The following is a 21648-nucleotide window of genomic DNA, read 5'->3' as shown; positions in this document are numbered from 1 at the left end:
GGGAAAAATGCGCTTACGTTGGAGGATGTCAGAATGACTAAAACGACCGTTTGCTTTATCGGGCTGGGAAATATGGGCGCGCCGATGGCGGCTAATCTGGCCAAAGCAGGCCTGCATGTGATCGGGTATGACACCGCGGGCACGACGGCGGAAGGTGTGACACCTGCGCAAAGCGCGACAGATGCCGCGCAGGGGGCTGATATCGTGCTGAGCATGCTGCCAAACGGCGCGATACTGCGCGACGTGGCAGCTGCGGTTTTGCCAGTGATGAAACCCGGTGCCTTGTTTCTCGACTGTTCTACAGTGGATGTGGACAGTGCACGGGCGGTGGCGCGCGATGCGCAGGACGCTGGGCTTCTGTTTGTCGACGCCCCGGTCTCCGGCGGGATCGGTGGGGCGGCCGCAGGCACGCTGACCTTTATGGCGGGCGGAAGCGCTGCGGCATTTGAAACAGCCCAGCCACTGTTTGATATCATGGGCCAAAAGGCGGTGCATTGCGGGGACGCAGGCGCGGGTCAGGCGGCCAAAATCTGCAATAACATGATCCTCGGCGCGACGATGATCGCCACCTGCGAAGCCTTTGCGCTGGCAGACAAGCTGGGGTTGGATCGCCAAAAGATGTTCGACGTCGTCAGCACATCCTCAGGGTATAGCTGGTCGATGAATGCCTATTGCCCCGCACCGAATGTCGGCCCGCAAAGCCCCGCTGACAATGACTATACACCAGGATTTGCCGCTGAGTTGATGCTCAAGGACCTCGGCTTGTCGCAGCAGGCGGCCGAAGCTGTCAACGCCGATACCCCAATGGGCGCGCTCGCGCTCGCGCAGTATCGCGCTTTTGTTGAGGATGAGGACGGGTTGGGCAAAGACTTTTCAGCCATGCTGCCGCGATTTACGTCACGAGGGCGCATCTAAGAGGTCGCAAACGAACGATCCGGCACGCTTGCCTTCGTTAGACTGAAACGAACAAGCGCCGGAGACATCATGCCGCTCGCCTTTCACGATTTCGCCCATGATTTGGAATACGACCAGTTGCCCGAACAGGTACTGACCGTTTTGCGACGGTCTTTTCTGGACACGATGGGCGTCGCGGCTATCGGATCGACAACCGAAATGGCAGCGATTGCCCGTCAGGGTGCCACAGCACTTTTTGGGGCTGGGTCTGCCGGGGCCGCGCGCGTTCTCATGGATGGGACCCCCCTCAGCCCCGCAGGGGCGACAATGGCCGGAGCGTTCACCATCGACAGCGTGGACGCCCATGACGGCACCTCGCCCTGCAAAGGGCATGCCGGATCGGCCGTCTTCCCCGCCCTTTTGGCTTTCGCCGATACACGCCAAGACATGCGCGGGTCTGATTTCGCACTCCTTCTGGCCATCGCCTATGAGGTCAGCTACCGCGCAGGGCTCGCCCAGCACGCAAGCTGTGCGGACTACCATACCTCAGGGGCATGGACTGCCGTCGGCGTTGCAACCGCTTTGGCGCGCGGGCTGGATGCGTCGGCGGATGCCATCAGACAGGCCGCTGGCATCGCCGAATATCATGGGCCGCGCAGTCAGATGATGCGGTGCATTGAGCACCCGACCATGCTGCGCGACGGCGTGGGTTGGGGCGCGCCCACAGGTGTGACCGCCGCCTATCTTGCGCAAGCGGGTTTTACCGGTGCCCCTGCCCTGACCTGCGAAGATGCGCCAGCGTATTGGAACGATCTGGGCACGCGCTGGCGACTGGTCGAAGACACACACTACAAACCCTATCCCTGTTGTCGCTGGGCACATCCGTCCATTGATGCCGCCCGCGATCTGATGCGCACGAACAACCTGACCCACGGTGATATCGCCAAGGTAGATATAAAAACGTTCCACTATGCCACGCAGCTTGCAGGGCACAGGCCAAGGACCCCGGATGAATTCGCTTATTCGATCGCCTTTCCAGTCGCTGCAATGATTGTGCGGGGGCAATTGGGCGCGGCGGAGCTGACAAACGACACGCTAAATGACCCCGATATTCTGAGGATCAGCCACGCCACCACATTGATTGACGATGCACATCTGACAAAGATCAGTGCGGGCAAACGCTGGGCGCAAGTGACGCTTACGACGACAGATGGCACGGTTTATGCTTCCGCGCCGCGCACCCCGCGCGGTGATGCCGACGACCCGCTGAGCGATACGGAGATTTCAGACAAATTCCACCTGTTCACCGACCCTGTGAAGGGCCACGACCAAGCGCACCGGACTGAACAGCTGTGCATACGGTTTGACAGCCTGAATGCGGAGGCGTTTTCTGAATTACTGGACTTACTGCTCTCGCCCCCATGATGCGCCGTTGGTGCTTGACCGGGGCAATCCCGACCGAAAACGCGCAAAGTCCGTCGTAAGACAGGGGGGGTCACATCTACTCTGCGGCCACTTTTCGGCGGTGCTCCAGCATCGGTTTCAGATATTTGCCAGTGTAACTGCCGGGCGCTTCGGCCACTTGTTCAGGCGTGCCGGTTGCCACGACTTCACCACCGCCGTCGCCGCCTTCGGGTCCGATGTCAATGATATGGTCCGCGGTTTTCACCACGTCCAGATTGTGTTCAATCACAATCACCGAATTGCCCTGGTCGACCAATTCATGCAACACATCCAGCAGTTTGCGCACATCTTCAAAGTGCAGCCCTGTTGTAGGTTCATCCAGGATGTAGAGCGTGCGCCCGGTGGAGCGCTTGCTGAGTTCCTTGGAGAGTTTTACGCGCTGCGCTTCACCGCCGGACAGGGTCGTCGCCTGCTGGCCCACCTTGATGTAGCCCAGACCCACGCGCATCAACGCATCCATTTTCTCGCGAATTGTCGGCACCGCCTTAAAGAACTCCTGCGCGTCCTCCACCGTCATATCGAGGACATCCGCGATGCTCTTGCCTTTGAAGGTCACCTCAAGCGTTTCACGGTTGTAACGTTTGCCTTTGCAGGTTTCACATTCCACGTAGACGTCGGGCAGAAAATGCATCTCGATCTTGATGACACCATCGCCCTGACAGGCTTCGCAACGACCGCCCTTGACGTTGAAACTGAACCGCCCCGGCTTGTAGCCACGGGTTTTCGCCTCGGGCAATCCGGCAAACCAATCACGGATCGGCGTGAACGCGCCCGTATAAGTCGCCGGGTTTGAGCGCGGCGTGCGGCCAATGGGCCGTTGGTCAATATCGATGACCTTGTCGAGATGCTCCAACCCCTTGATGGTCTCGCAGGGCGCTGGCGTCTGGCGCGCCCCGTTCAACTGCATGGAGGCTGTTTTGAACAGGGTTTCGATGGTCAGGGTCGATTTTCCACCCCCAGACACACCGGTGACGCAGACAAATTTGCCCAGCGGGTAATCGACGGTGACATTTTTCAGGTTGTTGCCCGTCGCCTTGACCACCTGAAGCTTTTTCTTGTTACCCTTACGCCGCGTCGCCGGAACCGCAATTTCCCGCGTGCCCATCAGATATTGACCGGTGATCGAATTTTCATCGGCCGCGACTACTTCTGGTGTGCCATGGCTGACAACCTGCCCCCCGTGCACCCCGGCACCGGGGCCGATGTCAAACACGTAATCCGCCTCGCGGATTGCCTCTTCGTCGTGTTCAACAACAATGACCGTGTTGCCCTGATCCCGCAGGTTCTTGAGCGTCAGCAACAAGCGATCATTGTCGCGCTGATGCAGGCCAATCGACGGCTCATCCAGAACATAAAGAACGCCGGTCAATCCCGAACCGATCTGGCTGGCCAAGCGAATGCGCTGGCTTTCACCGCCCGACAGCGTGCCAGCATTGCGGCTCAGTGTCAGATATTCGAGGCCCACATTGTTCAGAAACCCCAGACGTTCACGGATCTCTTTCAAAATGGCGCGCGCGATCTCGTTTCTTTGTGCGGTCAGATGTTCCGGCACGGTTTCGCACCATTCAAAAGCATCCCGGATCGACATCTGCACGACTTCACCTGCGTGCAAACCGGCAATCTTTACCGCAAGCGCCTCAGGACGCAGCCGATATCCGTTACAGGTCCCACAGGATCTGTTGTTTTGATAGCGTTCGAACTCTTCGCGGATCCAATTACTGTCTGTCTCGCGGTAGCGGCGCTCCATATTCGGAATGACGCCTTCAAACACCCGCGTGACCTGATAGACCCGCCCGCCTTCATCATAGCGGAACTGGATCTCTTCCTCGCCCGACCCATAGAGAAAGACCTGCTGCACCTTTGTCGGCAGGTCCTTCCATTTGGTCGATTGTTTGAATTGGTAGTGTTTCGCAATCGCTTCGATGGTCTGCAAAAAATAGGGCGACTTGCCTTTGCGCCAGGGCGCCAGAGCTCCATCTGCGATCTTGAGGTTCTGATCCGGCACCACAAGCCGCTCGTCAAAAAAGAGCTCAACACCAAGGCCATCGCACTCTGGACAGGCTCCGAAAGGCGCATTGAATGAGAACAGCCGCGGTTCGATTTCCGGAATGGTGAAACCGCTTACGGGGCAGGCAAATTTTTCCGAAAACGTCGTGCGTTCCGGATCTCCCTCAGCGGGGGCCGTTTCAAGGATCGCGATACCATCCGCGAGGTCGAGCGCCGTGCGCAGACTGTCGGCGAGCCGTGTTTCCAAACCCTCGCGCACGACAATCCGGTCCACCACCACGTCAATGTCATGGCGGAACTTTTTATCCAGCGTCGGCGGCTCGTCCAGCTCGTAAAATGCGCCATCCACCTTGACCCGCTGAAAGCCCTGCTTGCGCAGTTCCAGAAACTCTTTGCGATATTCGCCTTTGCGGTCGCGGATGATCGGGGCCAGCAGATAGGCGCGCGTCCCCTCCTCCATGGTCATCACGCGGTCCACCATGTCCTGCACCTGCTGCGCTTCAATCGGCTTGCCCGTTGCGGGGCTGTAGGGGGTGCCGACGCGCGCGAAAAGCAGGCGCATATAGTCATAAATCTCGGTGACGGTGCCCACGGTCGAGCGCGGATTCTTTGACGTGGTTTTCTGTTCGATGGAAATCGCAGGGCTGAGGCCGGAAATATGATCCACATCCGGTTTCTGCATCATATCGAGGAATTGCCGCGCGTAGGCAGACAGCGATTCGACATAGCGGCGCTGCCCTTCTGCATAGACCGTATCAAACGCCAGCGACGACTTGCCCGATCCCGAAAGGCCAGTGATCACAACCAGTTGGTCGCGGGGAATGTCCACGTCAATATTTTTCAGATTGTGCTCACGCGCACCGCGCACTTCGATGTTTTTCAATTCAGCCATCATGAGCCCCCATTTCCTTACAAAGGACATAGGCGTTTGATGCCGCTTCGCCAATCAAAAAAAGAGAACAGATAAGGAACAGGCACTATTACCCTGTGGATAGGTTGCGCCCCAAGTGCCATGTTCGCTTTTGACTTAACCCATAACAATGTGCGCATCGCGCGAGGTAAAAGTAAGCGCGATATTTACACCTCTGAACAGAACGTAAACATTAAGGTCGCAACCGTCACGGGAAAACGTCCGGAAAACATGGTTAAGGCCGTGAAATTGCTTTCCAAATAGTAAATATTGTTTTAATCGTCGACGTGTTCTGACAGTTGGGCGCTTTTGTTTTTCTGTCTGTCACTAGTACGGGGATATAGTATGAAACTGAAACTTCTGGCGCTGAGCGCCGCAACCGCAACCGTTTTGACCGCCGGGTCTGCATTCGCAGCCGTAGTCGGCGTTCAATCCTCTTGTGGTGGCACAAGCGCGTTGTATGGCAGTACCAATTCAGCCATCGCGGCCGGCGACTTGTCCGGTCTGACGGCGACCTGCGGAGACGCGTCCCGCTCGAACCTTGGCAACATCGAGGTTTCGGACGATGGCACGCCCATCAGCGGCGATGACGATTTCTATTCACTGGGCCTGGGCGGGGCGCTGGTGATTGAATTCAACCCGGTCTACACAGGGCCAACAATGGTGATTGAGATCACCAATAATCGCGCATCGTCCAGCCACAAGGAAGCCGTCGAAATCCTTGGATCCAACGACGGTTCGGTCTTTACCTCGCTGGGGTTCGCAACCAATCAGACTGGTACGAATGACGGCACGCGCGGCACCAAGAGCACCGTGTCGTTCACAGGTACCTATGCCTTTCTCGGCTTTCGCGACGTGACGCAGAGCACATTCGCAAACTCGCAATCAACCGATGGATTTGACATCGACGCGGTTTCGGTCGCACCCGTGCCCCTGCCTGCATCTGCGCTTTTGCTGCTGGCTGGTGTTGGCGGTTTGGGTGCGCTGCGCGCACGTCGCAAAGGTTAATCCAGACTTAGACGCTTCAACAGAAATACAAAACATAAAAAAGCGGGGTTTCATCCCCGCTTTTTTTGTGCCTATGCGATCCTACATATGTATCACGCGGTCATAGGCGTCCAGCACGCTTTCATGCATCATTTCCGACAGCGTCGGATGCGGGAAGACCGTGTTCATCAAGTCTTCTTCCGTCGTTTCCAACTGACGCCCGACCACATAGCCCTGGATCAGTTCGGTGACTTCGGCACCAACCATATGCGCGCCAAGCAGCTCACCTGTTTTGGCGTCAAAGATGGTCTTGATCATGCCTTCCGGCTCGCCAAGTGCGATGGCTTTGCCGTTGCCGATAAATGGGAAGCGTCCGACCTTGATGTCGTACCCCAGTTCCTTGGCTTTTGCCTCTGTATATCCCACCGATGCGACCTGCGGATGGCAATAGGTGCAGCCTGCGATGGTTTCGGGTTTGACCGGATGGGCGTGCTTGCCTGCGATAAGATCAGCGACCATGACCCCTTCATGGCTCGCCTTATGCGCAAGCCAGGGCGCGCCGGCCACATCGCCGATGGCGTACAGCCCCTCAACCCCGGTACGACAGAATTCATCCGTCACAACATGGCTTCGGTCCAGTTTGACGCCTAATTTCTCAAGGCCGAGCCCTTCGACGTTGCCGACGATCCCGACCGCTGAGATGACAGTGTCGAACTCATGCTTTTCCACTTTGCCACCCACTTCAATATGCGCGGTGACTTTGCCCTTGGCCCGGTCCAATTGCTTTACCATGGCTTTCTGCATGATTTTCATGCCCTGCTTTTCAAAGGCTTTCTTGGCAAAGGCGGAAATCTCTGCGTCTTCGACAGGCAAGACGCGGTCCATGACTTCGACGACCGTCGTATCCGCCCCCAGAGTGTTGTAAAAGCTGGCAAACTCAATACCGATGGCACCTGAACCGATCACCAGCAGCTTTTTGGGCATGTGCTTTGGCTCAAGCGCGTGTTTGTAGGTCCAGACCAGATCGCCATCCGCCTCAAGACCCGGTAGTGTGCGGGCGCGCGCGCCGGTTGCGAGCACGATGTTCTTGGCGGTGAGGTCTTCGGCCCCCTTGTCGGTCTTGACGCTGACTTTACCCTTACCCGCCAGCTTGGCCTCGCCCATGAAGACAGTGACTTTGTTCTTTTTCATGAGGTGACCGATGCCACCAGACAATTGACCCGCAACCTTGCGGGAGCGCTTGACCACCGCGTCGAGGTCATAATCAACATTGTCAGCCTTTAGGCCGAATTCCTTGGCGCGCTGCATCAAATGAAACACCTCGGACGACCGCAGCATCGCTTTGGTCGGAATGCATCCCCAATTCAGGCAAATGCCGCCAAGGTGCTCGCGCTCGATAATGGCCACCGACATGCCCAATTGGGCCCCGCGTATCGCCGCGACATAGCCGCCCGGGCCTGCCCCAATCACGATAAGATCAAAGGATTTCGATGCCATGCTGTGCCCTCACGCCTAGATAATCAAATATAGTTTACCGTTAAACTATATAGACTTTCACAGCAACATGATGCAGCGCGCGACATATGCGCACTGTCTGGCACGCAAAACTGATATGCTGGTTACGCAGCCTTTGCCGCTTGCAGGTCCCGGACCGTCGCGCCGTATCCGCCGTTGTTGACGTAATCCGCTTCAGCTTGGGTTGAAACGCGTTTCAAAGCCGTATTGCGCGCCGGGAAGCGACCAAACTGACGGATCACGGCACGATGGGCGCGCGCATGAAGCAGGTTATCCGCCCCGTGCTTTGGCATCCGCTCGCAGATCAGACGCACGCAGCGATCTTGATCACACAGGTTTTCAGAGTGCATCAGGGGCAGGTAAAAGAACTGTCGCGCCGGTTCGTCAATCTTGAGGTCCCAGCCTTTGCCGATGGCCGATTTCGCCGCAGCAAGTGCGATGCGGTCGGTCGCAAATGATTTGCCCGATCCGCGGTACATGTTGCGCGAAAACTGATCTGTCAGAAGGATGTACGCCAGCGCACCGGATGGATAGGTCAGCCAGAGCGAATATCGCCCCTCGCTTGCCCCGGTCAAGGTCGATGAAAACCGCTCAGATATCTCTGCATCAAGCTGATCAGATGCTTCGAACCAATTCTGCGGACCCACATCGTCCAGCCAAAACTTCAGTATCTCTTCAGGGCCAGTCATACCGTCTCTCTCTACTCATAAAGTGCCACTTGTTGATGTTAGTCACGTTTTACAAGATTAACCTATTCACATTTTACGTCACCACGACACAATCATTTGTCGTTTGCGACCAAATCGTCCTCTTTTTCGGTCTCAATGGCGTATTCTTGTGCATATTCAAGCGCCACCGACGTATAGCTCGGGGTGACAGCCACATAGGCACCTGTGTCCTCCACGGCGATGGTACGCCCCCGTGTCGAGCGGTAGCCCGCATAAGCCACCAGCGCCACGAACAATATCCCAGTAAAGAGATAGAAGCCCGGTGGCCCTACAATATCCATCAGTGACCCTGTGATCAGCGGCCCTGCAATCGCGCCAAGCCCGTTGATGAAAATCAACCCGCCCGAGGCGGCGGCCATGTCTTCGTGTTGCAGAAAATCATTCGTATGGGCAATCAGCAGCGAATAAAGCGGGTTGGACATGCCACCCACGATAAAGGCGGACACCAGCAAAAACGCGAAATCATGCCCCAGCACCATGCCCAGCGCAGACCCACCGGCCCCTATCGCCGCAACGATCAGGATCAGAAACCGCCGGTCCATCCGGTCCGAAATCCACCCGATGGGATATTGCAACAATACGGACCCGACGAAAAACATCGCCACGAACATGGATATCTGGGCGACGGACAACCCGGCCTTTGCGCCATAGACCGAAGCCATACCGAATTGAGCTGAGAATATACCGCCCAGCAGGAACATGCCGACACAGCCCAAGGGCGAGAAACCTGCCAACTCCTTCAGGCTCATCGGTTTGGTCATGTCAAAGGCGGGCGTCGGGCTGATCGATAGCAAAATGGGCGTCACGGCGATGGACACCAGTACCGATGGGATCACGAAAAGCACGTAGCCCGACGGGTCCGCCGTCAACAACAGCGCCTGACTGATCACGATGCCTGCGGTCTGCACAATCATATAAAGGGACAGCGTCTGGCCCCTGTTTTCGTTGGTGGCTGCGTTGTTCAGCCAGCTTTCAGCGGTGACATAGACAGCCGAAAAGCAAAATCCGATCAACACCCGGCCCAGCGTCCAGAGCCACACTTCGGCAAAGGTGGGATAAAGGATCATCACTGCGGATATAAGCGAGGCCAATGCCGCAAAGACCCGCACGTGACCAACACGCCGGATCATCCCCGGCGCCATGCGCGAGCCCCCCAGAAAACCAACGAAATAAGCGGACATGACGATGGACATCTCAAGGGTCGAGAACCCTTCGATCTCGCCTCTGATACCCAGAAGCGTGCCTTGCATGCCATTGCCGACCATCAACAGGCACATGCCCAACAAAAGCGCCCACGCGCTGGTTAATACCTGAAACATGCCTACTCCAACGTGCGCGGCGGAAATTCTCGTAGTGCCGTGGTGCAGTATCGCGCCGAGCGATTCCCGCTCAGCTACGACGCAAATGGGTCGTAATGTGACGTCAGTCCGTTTTCGGAATCAAAAGTGATGCGTCGCCATAGGAAAAAAACCGGTATTTTTCGGCAATTGCGTGATTATAGATCGTGCGCACCTCGTCATATCCCATCAGCGCGGACACCAGCATCATCAATGTGGATTTGGGCAAATGAAAGTTCGTCATCAAGGCATCCGCGACGTTAAAGCGAAAGCCGGGGTAGATGAAAATATCGGTATCGCCTTCCCATGCTGTGATCTGACCCTCGCGCCCTGCGGTTTCAATCAGGCGCAGCGCCGTTGTGCCCACCGGGATTACGCGTTTGCCCGCCTGTTTCGTCGCATTGATCTCTGCCGCGGCCACAGCGCTCACCTGTCCCCATTCTGCGTGCATCTTATGGGTTGTCACGTCCTCGACCTTGACCGGCAGAAATGTGCCCGCCCCAACATGCAAGGTCACATAGCTGAACAAAACGCCACGCGCTGCCAGTTCTGACAGCAAGGCCTCGTCAAAATGCAGCGACGCAGTGGGCGCAGCCACGGCCCCGTTGTTTTGTGCGAACACAGTCTGGTAGTCGGATTTGTCCCGCTCATCTGCCGGTCGCCGGGTGGCGATGTAGGGTGGCAGCGGCATTGCACCGGCTGCATTCAGCGCAGCGTCGAAGTCATCGCCCTCAAGGTTAAACTTCAAAAACCCCTGCCCGTCTGTGACCGATTGCAATGTCGCGCGCAGCACATCCGAAAAGATGATCTCCTCACCGATTTTTACCTTTTTGAGCGGCTTGATCAAAGCCGACCAATCGCCCCGCGCATCCGGTTCGAGCAAAGTGACCTCGATGCGGGCCTGCATTGGTCCCTGTGCGGTATCCCGGTGCCGCGCGCCGGTCAGTCGTGCCGGGATCACGCGCGTGTCATTCAACACCAGCCGGTCGCCCGGCGACAGCCAGTTGGGCAAGTCGGAGACGATTGAATCGCTGATCTGCTGACCTTTCGCCACAAGAAGACGCGCAGAGGTGCGCGGCACCGCGGGGCGGGTCGCGATCAGGTCTTCGGGCAGATCGAAATCAAAGTCACTGAGCTTCATGAGCGCCCGTTTAGCGGTCTTCGCCCCGCGTCACAACCGGGATGCGGCGCGGTTCGGGCACCGGTACGGGTTCGCCTGCCTCAAGGGGTGCCTTGGCGCGCGATCCGCGAAACAGGTTGCGTAAAATGCCCGGTGCCAGAGCGGTCAGCGGATTGACGAAAACATCCGGTGACTGCGCCGTGCCCGTGATCGAATAGTTGAACCCGAACAGCCCTTCGCCCGGTCTGGACAAGACACTGCCAATAGCGTTGAGCATATAGACAGGAGAGATCACCCCCTCCATATCAATTTGGCCCGATGCGGGGTAAAAGACGCCGTCCATCGACAACCCGATCGAGGCGCCGGTGGCACTGGCCTGTCGCAACGTGATGCGCGAGGGCGCAAGCCTGAAGTCTGCACTGACATCCGAAAAATAAATTCCGTCCCCGTTCAGTTGATTGATCAGCCCCACGATGCTGATCGAATTGAGCAATGCAGCCATTGTCGGCGCATCCCTGACGGTGATGTTCTGGACATTGAGCTTGCCATCAAACGCACCACCAGTGCCCACCGGCACCAACGAAAGCTGTAACGCACCTCCGCGGACCTGCTTGACCAGCCCCGACGCCGCAAGAGCACGACCGGCGTTTTCAGCACTCAGTTGCAGTGAAGGCCTGCCATTTTGTGGCGAGACCTTCCCCACCACGCGCGCCGCGCCGTTTATCTGCCCGTCAAAATTGCCCGCCAGCCCCCCCGATGTCTGAAACGCACCGCGCATATCGGTGATGGCAATTGTATCGCTGACGGTCAACCGGTCCAGCGCCACCGTGAGTGGCCCACTGTTTCCGTCAGGCTGTGCTCCGGAAGGCAAGTCGGCGCGGCGCAGATCGACCGTGCCCCCACGCAGCACAATGCCCGGCGGCAAATCTGCGCCCCGTCCCACGATATCAACCGGCGCGTTGAGCCAGTTGCCCAAGCGCACCTCGCTCAAGCGCATCCGCTCCAACTGCTGCTGCGGTGTCAGGGTAATGTCGCCCACGGCATATAGCCCCGGAGCGTCCAGCAAGATCCGGTCCACTTTGGCATTTTCCCCAAGTGTCATATCAACCGCCAAGGTTCCCGGAACGGAAGCCCGTTTCGACCACCCCAAGGGCGTCAGTGCCATGTCGAGGCCCACAAGATCAGATGTCAGCGAAAACTGCGGCGGCGTCCCTTTGAGCAAATCCAGCGCGATGTCCGCTGACCCCCTGCCCCGCACCATGTCTTCGGGCAGAGCAATTCCGAACGCTGCCAGCGCTGCGCGGTCAATCTGGACGCGCCCTGTCACCCGGCCCGGCGTTGGTTGATCCGGCGCGCCGATGGCTTGGGTCCAGACGATGTCCAGCGGCACATCGTCAATTGTGCCGCTACCTGCGACCTCTATCTCTGTCTCAGAGGCTGTCAGGGCAAGTGTGGCGGCAGCCAAGGTGCGGTCTTTCAGCAAGGTGTCGCTATGGGCCTGCATCACGTTGCCGGTCACGTCAAACGTCACATCGTCAACTTTTGTGCCCTTCTTAAGCGGCAAGGACAGCGTGCCGGTGAAATCCAACTGCCCCTCGGCCACATCCACGGGCACATCCGCCTTTTGCATCACCTGCAAAGGCGGCTGGTCCAGCAGCGACAAGGCCGCCGTTACGCTGGATTGTCCGCTCAGGCGCACGACACCGGGCGGGTCGGGCTTGGCCTTGACGTCGGGGACGATGAATGAGGATCCTGCGACCTCAACCCGGCCTCCCTGCGGGGCAGTTACCGCCCCCTCATCAATGGCAATGGCAAAGCGGTTCTTAAAAAGGGACGCATGCCCTCTACCCCCGCTGATCGGCGGCATCTCCTTGATGAAGGTGAAATCCGCATCGTGAAAATCAAAACCAAGGTATGTTTCGGGTGCCCCGCCTTGGGTAATCCTGAGCGACGCTGCCGCGTCACTTATGTGCCCCGCCTTGATATTCTCGGATATCCAGTTGCGTGTTTTAGGCACGAGCGCTTCCGGCCAAAGCGCCAACAGCCGTTCCGATGACAAAGCGTCCAAATTGGCGTCAACTGAGACATTCCAGCCCTGTTGCCCGGCGGTTAATTCCCCACGCGCCGACAGGTTATTGCCCTGATCACTGACATCCAACCGACCCAGCGTCAGCGAAAACGGCGCGAGCTTCAGGCGAAAATCCAACTCAGTTGCCTCAATCTGCACGGGCGCGTCATAAAGCCCTGCTGGATTGACCCTTAGTTCAGACAGGCGGAACTGCCCCACAAGAGAGCCGATCCGTCCGTTTTCAACGGATTCAAGCACGGCTTGCCCCTCAAGACTACCCTGACCCCATTTGCTGTCGATGGCAAAGGCATCAAAACGCAGCGTTTGTTCCTGCGGCAGATAAGTGAAATAGCTGCTGGCCCCATCAATCGGGATTGGCTGTGCCTCTGGTGTGGGCTGGATGACGCCTGCGCCAATTTGCAGCGCAACATTCAGCGGATCCAGACCGCCATCATCGCGCGTGGTGCCACGCAGGGTCGCCGAGATCGGCGCATCCAGAACGCCGAGCCATGAAACCGCCGCCCCCTGAGAGGCCACATCACCGGCATCTATGTTTTCGAGCGACAATCCGAAACTGGCCGCGGCCGCGCCAATCGTGCCTGCGTAATCTGCCGACAATGTGGCCACATCCGCACCGCCCCCCAAAACCGCAAGGTCCACGTTGATTTCAAGTGCGTCCGCGTTTCGGCGCAACTGCATCATGCCCCCATCTACCGTCCACGCACGGTCAGCACGCGCATCCTCATACCGCAGGGTAATTGCGCGCATTTCAAACAGCGACAAATCCCTCAAGACCGGACGAAGCAACAATTCATCTAACTCGGTAACAAGCTGCACGAGTGTCGGCGCTTGCTGACTGACAACCCGCGTATCTGCGCTTGTGGACAGCGACAATGCACCTTCCGGCGACCGCCTCAGCGTGACAAAGACACCGTTTACTTGCAGGTTCCCAAGACTGAACCGCCAATCCAGAAGCGCCGGAATGCTCAGCCCGCCGCTCACATCGGAAAAGCCGACGATTTCGTCCCCCTGAGCATTGGCAAGGTGGACATCCCGGACTGAAAACCGGGGGCGCCAATCCTCGTCGACCACGACGACAACATCCCCAAAGGCAACCTCGACGTCCGGGATCGCCTGACCCAGTTGCGCCTGAATCCTGTCGCGCAGCCAAGGGGGCGCCAGCAGTTCGCGCCCCTGCAGCCAAACCGCACTGAAAGAGGCACCAACAAGAAGAAGCGCAAAAATAACGCCTGTCCACATCAGGGTCCGCCTGCGGCGCATCGCCCGCCGGGTCTTTGCTGTTTTTTTGTCGTTGTCTTGCAAAACGAAATCAGGCCTTGTCGGCGATTAGCTGGATTGGGCGCGACACGGCGGGATGACCCCTTGGCACAGCGCGGCACAGCGCTACTATGTCATCCCAGTTCAATCCTGAAAAGCCACGAGAGTGTTATGCCCGAAATATCCCAAAAAGCGCCCGACTTCACCCTTCCAGGCACAGGCGGAGCCGATGTGACGCTCAGCGCATTGGCCGGACAGCCTGTCGTTCTGTTTTTCTATCCCCGCGACGACACCCCCGGATGCACAAAGGAAAGCATCGGCTTTTCCGAAAGCCGCGCGGCTTTTGCCGCAGCGCGTGCCAGCGTCTTTGGTATTTCTAAGGACAGTATGAGCAGCCATGAAAAATTCGCCAAGAAGCGTGAACTAGAAATCCCTCTTTTGTCCGACGAGCATGGCACCACCTGCGAAGACTATGGCGTCTGGAAAGAAAAGAACATGTATGGCAAGAAATACATGGGGATTGAGCGCACGACCTTTCTGATCGCAGCGGATGGCACGATTGCGAAAATCTGGAACAAGGTCAAAGTGCCCGGCCATGTTGAGGCTGTCCTCGAGGAAGTGCGCGCCCTGTGATCCCACTGGCCCAGATGGCAGAGGCGGTCTTACGCACCGCTGATGGCCGCGAAAAGACAGCCCTGTCGCGCAAGCTCGCCAAGGAATGGCAGACCGCGCGCGACGCAGGCGAGACGCCTGAAATTGGCAGGGCCGACCCGCCCATGCATCCGGCGCGACCACAAAGCCCGGAGTTGCTGAGCCCGCGCGATGTGCCCCACCGCAAACCGGGGTCACCCGAAGGCCGTATCGCGCTGTTACATGCTGTTGCCCACATTGAGCTCAATGCGGTTGATCTGCATTGGGACATCATTGCGCGGTTTGCGCATGTGAAAATGCCGATGGGGTTTTATGACGATTGGGTAAAGGCGGCTGACGAGGAATCCAAACACTTCAACCTGATGTGCGACTGCCTTGAAGACTTCGGCAGCCATTACGGCGCTTTGCCTGCACATGCTGGAATGTGGCGTGCGGCAGAAGATACGGTTGATGATTTCATGGGCCGCCTTGCGGTGGTGCCGATGGTGCTTGAAGCGCGCGGCCTTGATGTCACCCCCGGCATGATCGAGGTTTTCCGCCGCGCCAAGGCAAAGAACGCAGTCGAAGCGCTGGAATTGATCTACAGCGAGGAAGTGGCCCATGTCGCCTATGGCTCAAAGTGGTTTCACTTTCTATGTGGCCGCAACGATGAAGACCCGAAAGAGCGCTTTCACGAATTGGTGCGTCAGTATTTTCACGGCCCCCTGAAACCGCCCTTCAACGAAGAGAAACGCGCCGAAGCCGGGATACCTCCGGACTTTTACTGGCCGCTTACAGCGAAGGTTTAGCGCGTGAAACCGCCGTAAACAGGCGGTTTTTTGCCCAATTACCACAATTCAACTTTAAGTGGTGCGCGATATTGCAAAGAGGGTTGCCCCTTTGAATCCCACTGTCTAATCACGAGGCGAAACTCTGCGCTCGACCGCAGAGACAGGGCAACACACGAGGCTTTTAGTGCGGACACGTCTGGGGATCAGCATTCACGGTTTTCTGGAACGGCTTTTTCCGGAGCGCCGTGTGTTTCTGAAATCAGACACCGATACGCGCTTTGTGAGACTGCGTCCGGGGACACAGCTGGTTGCGGTAGGTGGCGTTGCGATTGTGGTCGGCTGGTCCATCGTGGTGACATCGATGCTCTTCATGAATAGCATCGGGGCGGGAAATTTCCGCGAGCAGGCGAAACGCGATCAAACAACCTATCAGACGCGCCTGAATGATCTGGCCGAACAGCGAGACCGCCGCGCCGCAGAAGCGCTGGCTGCGCAACATCGCTTCAATGCCGCGCTTGAACAGATATCTACCATGCAGTCCGAGTTGTTGCTCTCCGAGACACGGCGACACGAACTGGAAACGGGCATTGAAGTCATTCAGAGCAATCTGCGGCGGACAATGAAGGAACGCGAAGTCGCCCGCACGAACCTTGCGGCACTCAGGGACCTTGACACGCAGGACGGTGACAAGCGCACGATGATGGCGCAAATCGGGAACTCTGCTCCGGTTGATATCCTTGCCGACGCGCTGGCCCGGACTGCTGAGGAGCGCGACGAGGTTGTCGAAGACGCGCAGGTTGCGCTGGAACAGGCCGACCGTCTGGCGCTTGAGATCGCGCTGATGAAAGAAGACAACGACCAGATTTTCCGCCAGCTCGAAGAGGCCATGACGATCTCCGTTGCGCCACTGGACAAGATGTTTCGCGAGGCGGGTCTGCCGACGGAACGCATTCTGGATCAAATCCGTCGCGGCTATTCCGGCCAGGGTGGCCCCCTGACCCCCCTCTCCTTTTCAAGCCGAGGCGAAGAACCCAGCGCGGATATGGAGCGGGCGAACCGTCTGCTTGGGCATATGGACACGCTGAACCTTTACCGGATTGCCGCCGAAAAAGCGCCCTTTGCATTGCCGGTCAAACAGGCTTTCCGGTTTACCAGCGATTATGGGTTTCGGCGCGATCCGAAAACCGGGGGACGGCGGATGCACAAAGGTGTCGATTTCGCCGCATCGCTGGGCACCGATCTGCATGCGACCGCCGATGGCGTCGTAACTGAGGCGGGCTGGTCATCGGGCTATGGACGTCTTATTAAAATACAACATGAGTTCGGGATTGAGACCCGCTATGCGCATTTGTCAAAAATTCGCGTCAAAGTAGGGCAAAGGGTCTCGCGTGGCGATCATATTGGTGATATGGGAGCATCCGGACGGGTAACCGGCGTACATCTGCACTATGAGGTGCGTGTCGGCGGTAAGGCTGTAAACCCAATGATCTTTATCAAGGCTGCACAAGATGTTTTCTAAAAGCAAAATGAACGAACCGGCAAGCAAACCAACTCAGTCAGATGCGCCTGCTGCGGCGACATCGGCTCCTGCGACGCCGAAACAAACCGACTTCAAGGCGGCGGCCCCAAAGGCCAAGCCACCCGCGTCTGTGCTGTCCGCGGATTTGCACGTGACTGGAAACATGAAGACAACCGGCGATATTCAGGTGGAAGGCACGGTTGAAGGCGACATTCGCGCCCATCTTCTGACCATCGGCGAAAGCGCCACAATCAAGGGTGAAGTGGTTGCGGATGATGTGGTCATCAATGGCCGTATCGTTGGCCGTGTACGCGGCCTGAAGGTGCGCCTGACGTCGACTGCACGGGTCGAAGGCGACATTATCCACAAAACCATCGCAATCGAAAGCGGTGCGCATTTTGAGGGTTCTGTCCAGCGCCAGGACGATCCGTTGAACCCCGGCGCAAAAACCGCCCCGGCAAGCAAACCAAACCCTGCTTCCTAAACGTCGGTTTTAGAACCAGCACGGAAGGCGTCGCCATAATAGGGGGCGCCTTTTGTGATTCTGTGCCATGCGGATGACAAAGCAATCATTCAGGCGCATCACGGACCTCCCCCACAGACGCGCGTTGTGTACCTTAAAGTACAAAAATACCTGCCGAATTTTAATCAACTGTTTCAATTTGAGCTGTATGTCAAAGTCAGGCTCACTGGTGTTTCGGTAAATAACGAAGGGTATTTAAGTGCTTAAAGAGTTCAGTTTCGCGGCGGCGCTTGCCATATCGGCCTGTGCGTCGACATCCGTTTTCGCGTCGACGATACTTACGATAGACAATGTCTCCGGCGTCTATGACGAAAGCGGCAAAGCGGGCAGCAATGCGCCCGCGTCAGGCGTAAGGAACATACGAGACTTTGACGAGACGGTTGGGAACCCTGTCCTGAACGTCGTGGATAGCACCCATATATTTGGATTTGTGGCGCACAGGGCAAAGCACTCGGGATCGCTTTACACCGACAAATGGGCGATGGACTTTGGGACAGACACTTACGACGTCGTCTTTCGGTGGCAGGCCTTTGCCGACGAGAGCCCCATCGAATTTGACGGGCGCTTTGGCGTAGACGGCCTGTACATCATATTGGGAACAGGCGGTGAGCTCAGGCTCGGCAATCTGACGGGCTTTGTTCAGTTTGACCTCGACCCGATCTTTGGCAATTTCACAACGAACAATGATGAAAAAGCGCTTTGGGATCTGGAAGCGGTAAAGATATCTGCTGTACCGCTGCCTGCAGGCGCAATTCTGCTCTTGTCCGGCATCGCTGGAGCCGCGGCTTTGCGGCGCCGAAAGCAAATCGAAACCTGATAACGGCTATATTTTTGAATTCTCACGCGCCGTTTTGCGTTGCCAATCAATCAAGGACATACTGCAAGCCTGTATTTCATTTCAGGTGTGAACGTAATGTCGATACCATATTGTCCGATGCAGGGCCGAGACCTGCGCGTTTCCGCAGCATGCAATTTTTTTTCGACCGCGCAACATACATCGCACACTGCGCGGTCCATCGCTTTTATTAAGCCCATACCACCGACGCCATTTTACCAATGGTGTTTGATCGCACTGCAACGATCCGGAGCTATTCCGTCACGGTAACTGACTGCATCACGTCAGGCTGGCCGGTAACGGCGCCGTTGCCGCCCTGCCCGCGCTTGATCGCATCCAGCACCTCAAGCCCTTCGGTCACACGCCCCACCACAGTGTATTGGCCATTCAGAAAATAGCCTTCGCTGAACATGATGAAAAACTGGCTGTTGGCACTGTCCGGGTTTTGCGAACGCGCCATGCCCACGACACCCCGGTCAAAGGGCACATCCGAGAATTCCTGAGGCAAATCGGGCTGGTCGGACCCGCCCATGCCAGCGCGGCGCATATCGCCGCCCATTTTACCAAATTCAACGTCGCCGGTTTGCGCCATGAAGCCATCGATGACGCGGTGAAAAACCACGCCATCATAGGCACCGCTGGCCGCGAGCGTGGTGATCCGCTCCACATGGCCGGGGGCCACATCCTCAAGCAGATCAATCGTGATTGTTCCGTTGGCCTCACCCGCGACCTCAATCGCAATCCCAGTTGCCAAAGCGGGGCCCGCGGCCAATGATGCCAGCAGTACAACAGCCTTATACATCAGCAGCGACCTTTACCGAGATCATGCGATCCGGTTCCGCAGGCGGCTCACCTCGGGCAATGGCATCCACATGTTCCATACCTTCAATCACCTGACCGTAGACAGTGTATTGTCCGTTCAGGAAATCATTGTCCTTGAAGTTGATAAAGAACTGACTGTTGGCGCTGTCCGGGTTGGACGAACGCGCAGCGCCAAGAGATCCGCGTGCGTGTGGCAGTTTGGAAAATTCTGCTGGCAAATCCGGCAGGTCGGAACCGCCCGTTCCGGCCATGCGCAGATTGAAGCCGTCTTCCATGTCGCCGTGCTGCACATCTCCGGTCTGCGCCATGAAGCCGTCGATGACGCGGTGAAATGCGACATTGTCGTAGTGCCCGGCGCGTGCCAGTTCCTTCATCCGCTCAGCGTGTTTCGGCGCGACATCGGCCAACAGCTGGATCGTTACGGTCCCGCCTTTGAGTTCCATCAAAATCGTGTTTTCGGGGTCGGTAATTTCGGCCATCTGGGCACTCCTGTTGAAAACTTTGCGAATTACCTACGCGCTGTGATCAGGAATGCCAAGCCGCTCGGTTGACCTCAGCGACGATAAGCGCAAAACACACATACAGGCGAGGTAGATGGAGAGATCGGTATGAGCTGGAAGACACTGGATGATATGGACTTGGCGGGCAAACGGGTCTTGGTGCGTGTCGACATTAATGTGCCGGTCGAAAACGGTCAGGTCACGGATACGACGCGGATCGACCGTATCATTCCAACGCTGAAAGACATTCTGGACAAGGGAGGCATGCCGATCATGCTGGCGCATTTTGGCCGCCCCAAGGGAAAAGTCGTGCCGGAGATGTCGCTGCGGGTCACCCTGCCCGCCCTTGAAGCCGCGCTGGGACAAAAGGTTACATTTGTCGAAAAGCCCGACGTGACAACACTATCCAGTCTGGAAGCGGGCAGTGTTGTTTTAATCGAAAACACCCGGTTTGCAGCGGGCGAAGAGGCCAATGACCCTCACATGGCGCAGTTTCTGGCCACTCTGGGCGATGTCTTTTGCAACGACGCCTTTTCAGCCGCACATCGCGCCCATGCGTCAACAACGGGCATCGCGCATTTGATGCCCTCCTGCGCCGGCCGGTTGATGCAGGCGGAGCTTTCTGCGCTTGAGGCTGCTCTGTCGACGCCCCAGCGCCCGGTGGGTGCGGTTGTGGGGGGGGCCAAGGTCTCGACCAAGATTGCGCTGCTTGAAAATCTGGTAAACCGCCTTGATGTGCTTGTGATCGGGGGCGGTATGGCAAATACGTTTCTGGCCGCGCAAGGCGCAAAACTCGGCGCGTCGCTGATGGAACCCGATTATATTGAAACCGCTCTGGCCATCATGCGATCTGCTGAGAGCGCGGGATGCAAAGTGCTGCTTCCGGTTGACGGCCTCGTGGCGCGGGAATTCAAAGCAGGTGCGGCATTTGACGTGATCCCGCTGAGCAAGGATACAGTGCTGGACGATGATCAGATGGTCCTTGATGCTGGCCCCCATGCCGTGGCGGCGGTTGTGGCGGCGTTCGGGACGCTCAAGACACTGATCTGGAATGGCCCACTGGGCGCTTTTGAAATTGCCCCCTTCAATCAGGCGACGAATGCAGCAGCGCTTGAGGCGGGGCGCTTGACGAAAGAGGGCGCATTGATTTCTGTTGTAGGCGGCGGTGATACGGTCGCTGCCCTTAATCAGGCGGGTGCCGCAGCGGATTTCACATATATCTCCACCGCCGGTGGGGCATTTCTGGAGTGGATGGAAGGCAAAACCCTTCCCGGGGTCGCGGCACTAAAGGGTCAATCGACGTAAATAGCCAAAAAGCAACAGATTTCCGGGTTTTTTGGGAAATGGGATTCACAGGTGAGCGGGCTTGTGTCATAATACCTGCACGCCCGAAAAGAGGCGACCCAGAGGCAGTACACATGAACCGCAGCACACGTCCCGCATTTGGTACATTCATATTCTTTGCGCTTGCGCTGGGGCTGGGCACGTATTTCACCTTTGCCGCAGTGCAGGGTGATTTCGGCGTTTTCAAACGGGCGGAAATCACCGCCGAGGCAAGTATGTTGCGTCAGCAATTGCACGCCGTGAAGGCGGATGTGGACGAAATGGAAAACCTGACGCTGCGTCTGTCTGACGACTACCTCGATCTTGACCTGCTGGACGAGCAGGTACGGCGTGTACTTGGTATGATCCGCGCGGATGAGATCGTCATTCGCTAGCA

Annotated in this window: 18 protein-coding genes; 10 read left to right on the top strand and 8 right to left on the bottom strand. The window is 57.4% G+C overall.

The window, feature by feature from the left end; genetic code table 11:
* Window positions 1-33: 33 nt before the first annotated feature.
* Window positions 34-915: a 3-hydroxyisobutyrate dehydrogenase gene (gene mmsB, locus RLO149_RS24410; protein WP_308443339.1), complete on the top strand. Its 882-nt coding sequence runs from the start codon at window positions 34-36 to the stop codon at window positions 913-915.
* Window positions 916-984: 69 nt separating this feature from the next.
* Complete coding sequence (locus RLO149_RS06945) at window positions 985-2319, top strand: MmgE/PrpD family protein (RefSeq protein ID WP_013961372.1); 1335 nt, start codon at window positions 985-987, stop codon at window positions 2317-2319.
* Window positions 2320-2395: 76 nt separating this feature from the next.
* Here the strand turns inward: RLO149_RS06945 and uvrA are convergent, their stop codons facing one another.
* Window positions 2396-5257 carry an excinuclease ABC subunit UvrA gene (gene uvrA / locus RLO149_RS06940; RefSeq protein WP_044025566.1) on the bottom strand — a complete coding sequence of 954 codons (2862 nt, stop codon included), beginning with the start codon at window positions 5255-5257 and terminating at the stop codon, window positions 2396-2398.
* A 363-nt stretch (window positions 5258-5620) separates the two neighbouring features.
* Here uvrA and RLO149_RS06935 point away from each other — a divergent pair, with 363 nt between their 5' ends.
* A complete protein-coding gene (locus tag RLO149_RS06935; protein ID WP_013961370.1) occupies window positions 5621-6283 on the top strand; it encodes a VPLPA-CTERM sorting domain-containing protein in 663 nt (220 codons plus the stop codon).
* An 81-nt stretch (window positions 6284-6364) separates the two neighbouring features.
* Here RLO149_RS06935 and lpdA read toward each other — a convergent pair whose 3' ends face one another.
* From lpdA to RLO149_RS06910, 5 genes are all read right to left on the bottom strand, one after another.
* Window positions 6365-7759, bottom strand: coding sequence for a dihydrolipoyl dehydrogenase (gene lpdA / locus RLO149_RS06930; RefSeq protein ID WP_013961369.1), 1395 nt, complete (start codon window positions 7757-7759; stop codon window positions 6365-6367).
* 122 nt (window positions 7760-7881) lie between these two features.
* Window positions 7882-8466, bottom strand: a complete 585-nt coding sequence (locus tag RLO149_RS06925; RefSeq protein ID WP_013961368.1) for a DUF924 family protein — start codon at window positions 8464-8466, stop codon at window positions 7882-7884.
* Between the two features lie 92 nt (window positions 8467-8558).
* Window positions 8559-9824: an MFS transporter gene (locus tag RLO149_RS06920; RefSeq protein ID WP_013961367.1), complete on the bottom strand. Its 1266-nt coding sequence runs from the start codon at window positions 9822-9824 to the stop codon at window positions 8559-8561.
* A gap of 103 nt (window positions 9825-9927) precedes the next feature.
* Window positions 9928-10983 carry a tRNA preQ1(34) S-adenosylmethionine ribosyltransferase-isomerase QueA gene (queA, locus tag RLO149_RS06915; RefSeq protein WP_013961366.1) on the bottom strand — a complete coding sequence of 352 codons (1056 nt, stop codon included), beginning with the start codon at window positions 10981-10983 and terminating at the stop codon, window positions 9928-9930.
* Window positions 10984-10993: 10 nt separating this feature from the next.
* The gene (locus RLO149_RS06910) at window positions 10994-14290 is read right to left on the bottom strand and encodes a YhdP family protein (protein WP_245538135.1); all 3297 of its coding nucleotides are present in this window, start codon (window positions 14288-14290) and stop codon (window positions 10994-10996) included.
* Window positions 14291-14479: 189 nt separating this feature from the next.
* Here RLO149_RS06910 and RLO149_RS06905 point away from each other — a divergent pair, with 189 nt between their 5' ends.
* The 5 genes from RLO149_RS06905 (at window position 14480) to RLO149_RS06885 (ending at window position 18588) form a co-directional block, all read left to right on the top strand.
* Entirely contained in the window at window positions 14480-14941 is a 462-nt protein-coding gene (locus tag RLO149_RS06905; RefSeq protein WP_013961364.1) for a peroxiredoxin, read from the top strand.
* Window positions 14938-15747, top strand: coding sequence for a ferritin-like domain-containing protein (locus RLO149_RS06900; protein ID WP_013961363.1), 810 nt, complete (start codon window positions 14938-14940; stop codon window positions 15745-15747). The genes RLO149_RS06905 and RLO149_RS06900 overlap by 4 nt, the downstream gene beginning before the upstream one ends.
* Before the next feature lie 166 nt (window positions 15748-15913).
* Window positions 15914-17248, top strand: coding sequence for a M23 family metallopeptidase (locus RLO149_RS06895; protein WP_013961362.1), 1335 nt, complete (start codon window positions 15914-15916; stop codon window positions 17246-17248).
* Window positions 17238-17732 (top strand): bactofilin family protein, encoded by a 495-nt coding sequence (locus tag RLO149_RS06890; RefSeq protein WP_013961361.1) that lies wholly within the window; start codon window positions 17238-17240, stop codon window positions 17730-17732. Before RLO149_RS06895 ends, RLO149_RS06890 begins: the two co-directional genes overlap by 11 nt.
* Window positions 17733-17970: 238 nt before the next feature.
* The gene (locus RLO149_RS06885; protein ID WP_013961359.1) at window positions 17971-18588 is read left to right on the top strand and encodes a VPLPA-CTERM sorting domain-containing protein; all 618 of its coding nucleotides are present in this window, start codon (window positions 17971-17973) and stop codon (window positions 18586-18588) included.
* 271 nt (window positions 18589-18859) lie between these two features.
* Here the strand turns inward: RLO149_RS06885 and RLO149_RS06880 are convergent, their stop codons facing one another.
* Both RLO149_RS06880 and RLO149_RS06875 read right to left on the bottom strand, forming a co-directional pair.
* On the bottom strand, window positions 18860-19408 hold the full coding sequence (locus RLO149_RS06880) for a peptidylprolyl isomerase (protein WP_013961358.1): 549 nt from the start codon (window positions 19406-19408) through the stop codon (window positions 18860-18862).
* A complete protein-coding gene (locus tag RLO149_RS06875; RefSeq protein ID WP_013961357.1) occupies window positions 19401-19907 on the bottom strand; it encodes a peptidylprolyl isomerase in 507 nt (168 codons plus the stop codon). Before RLO149_RS06875 ends, RLO149_RS06880 begins: the two co-directional genes overlap by 8 nt.
* Window positions 19908-20036: 129 nt before the next feature.
* Here RLO149_RS06875 and RLO149_RS06870 point away from each other — a divergent pair, with 129 nt between their 5' ends.
* Window positions 20037-21233, top strand: a complete 1197-nt coding sequence (locus RLO149_RS06870) for a phosphoglycerate kinase (protein ID WP_013961356.1) — start codon at window positions 20037-20039, stop codon at window positions 21231-21233.
* Window positions 21234-21346: 113 nt separating this feature from the next.
* The gene (locus tag RLO149_RS06865; protein ID WP_013961355.1) at window positions 21347-21646 is read left to right on the top strand and encodes an FtsB family cell division protein; all 300 of its coding nucleotides are present in this window, start codon (window positions 21347-21349) and stop codon (window positions 21644-21646) included.
* The last annotated feature ends 2 nt before the right edge of the window (window positions 21647-21648 follow it).

This window comes from Roseobacter litoralis Och 149 (assembly GCF_000154785.2).
GTDB lineage: Bacteria > Pseudomonadota > Alphaproteobacteria > Rhodobacterales > Rhodobacteraceae > Roseobacter > Roseobacter litoralis.
Note: the sequence above shows the minus strand (reverse complement) of the source record. Positions and strands in the feature narration are given on the sequence as shown.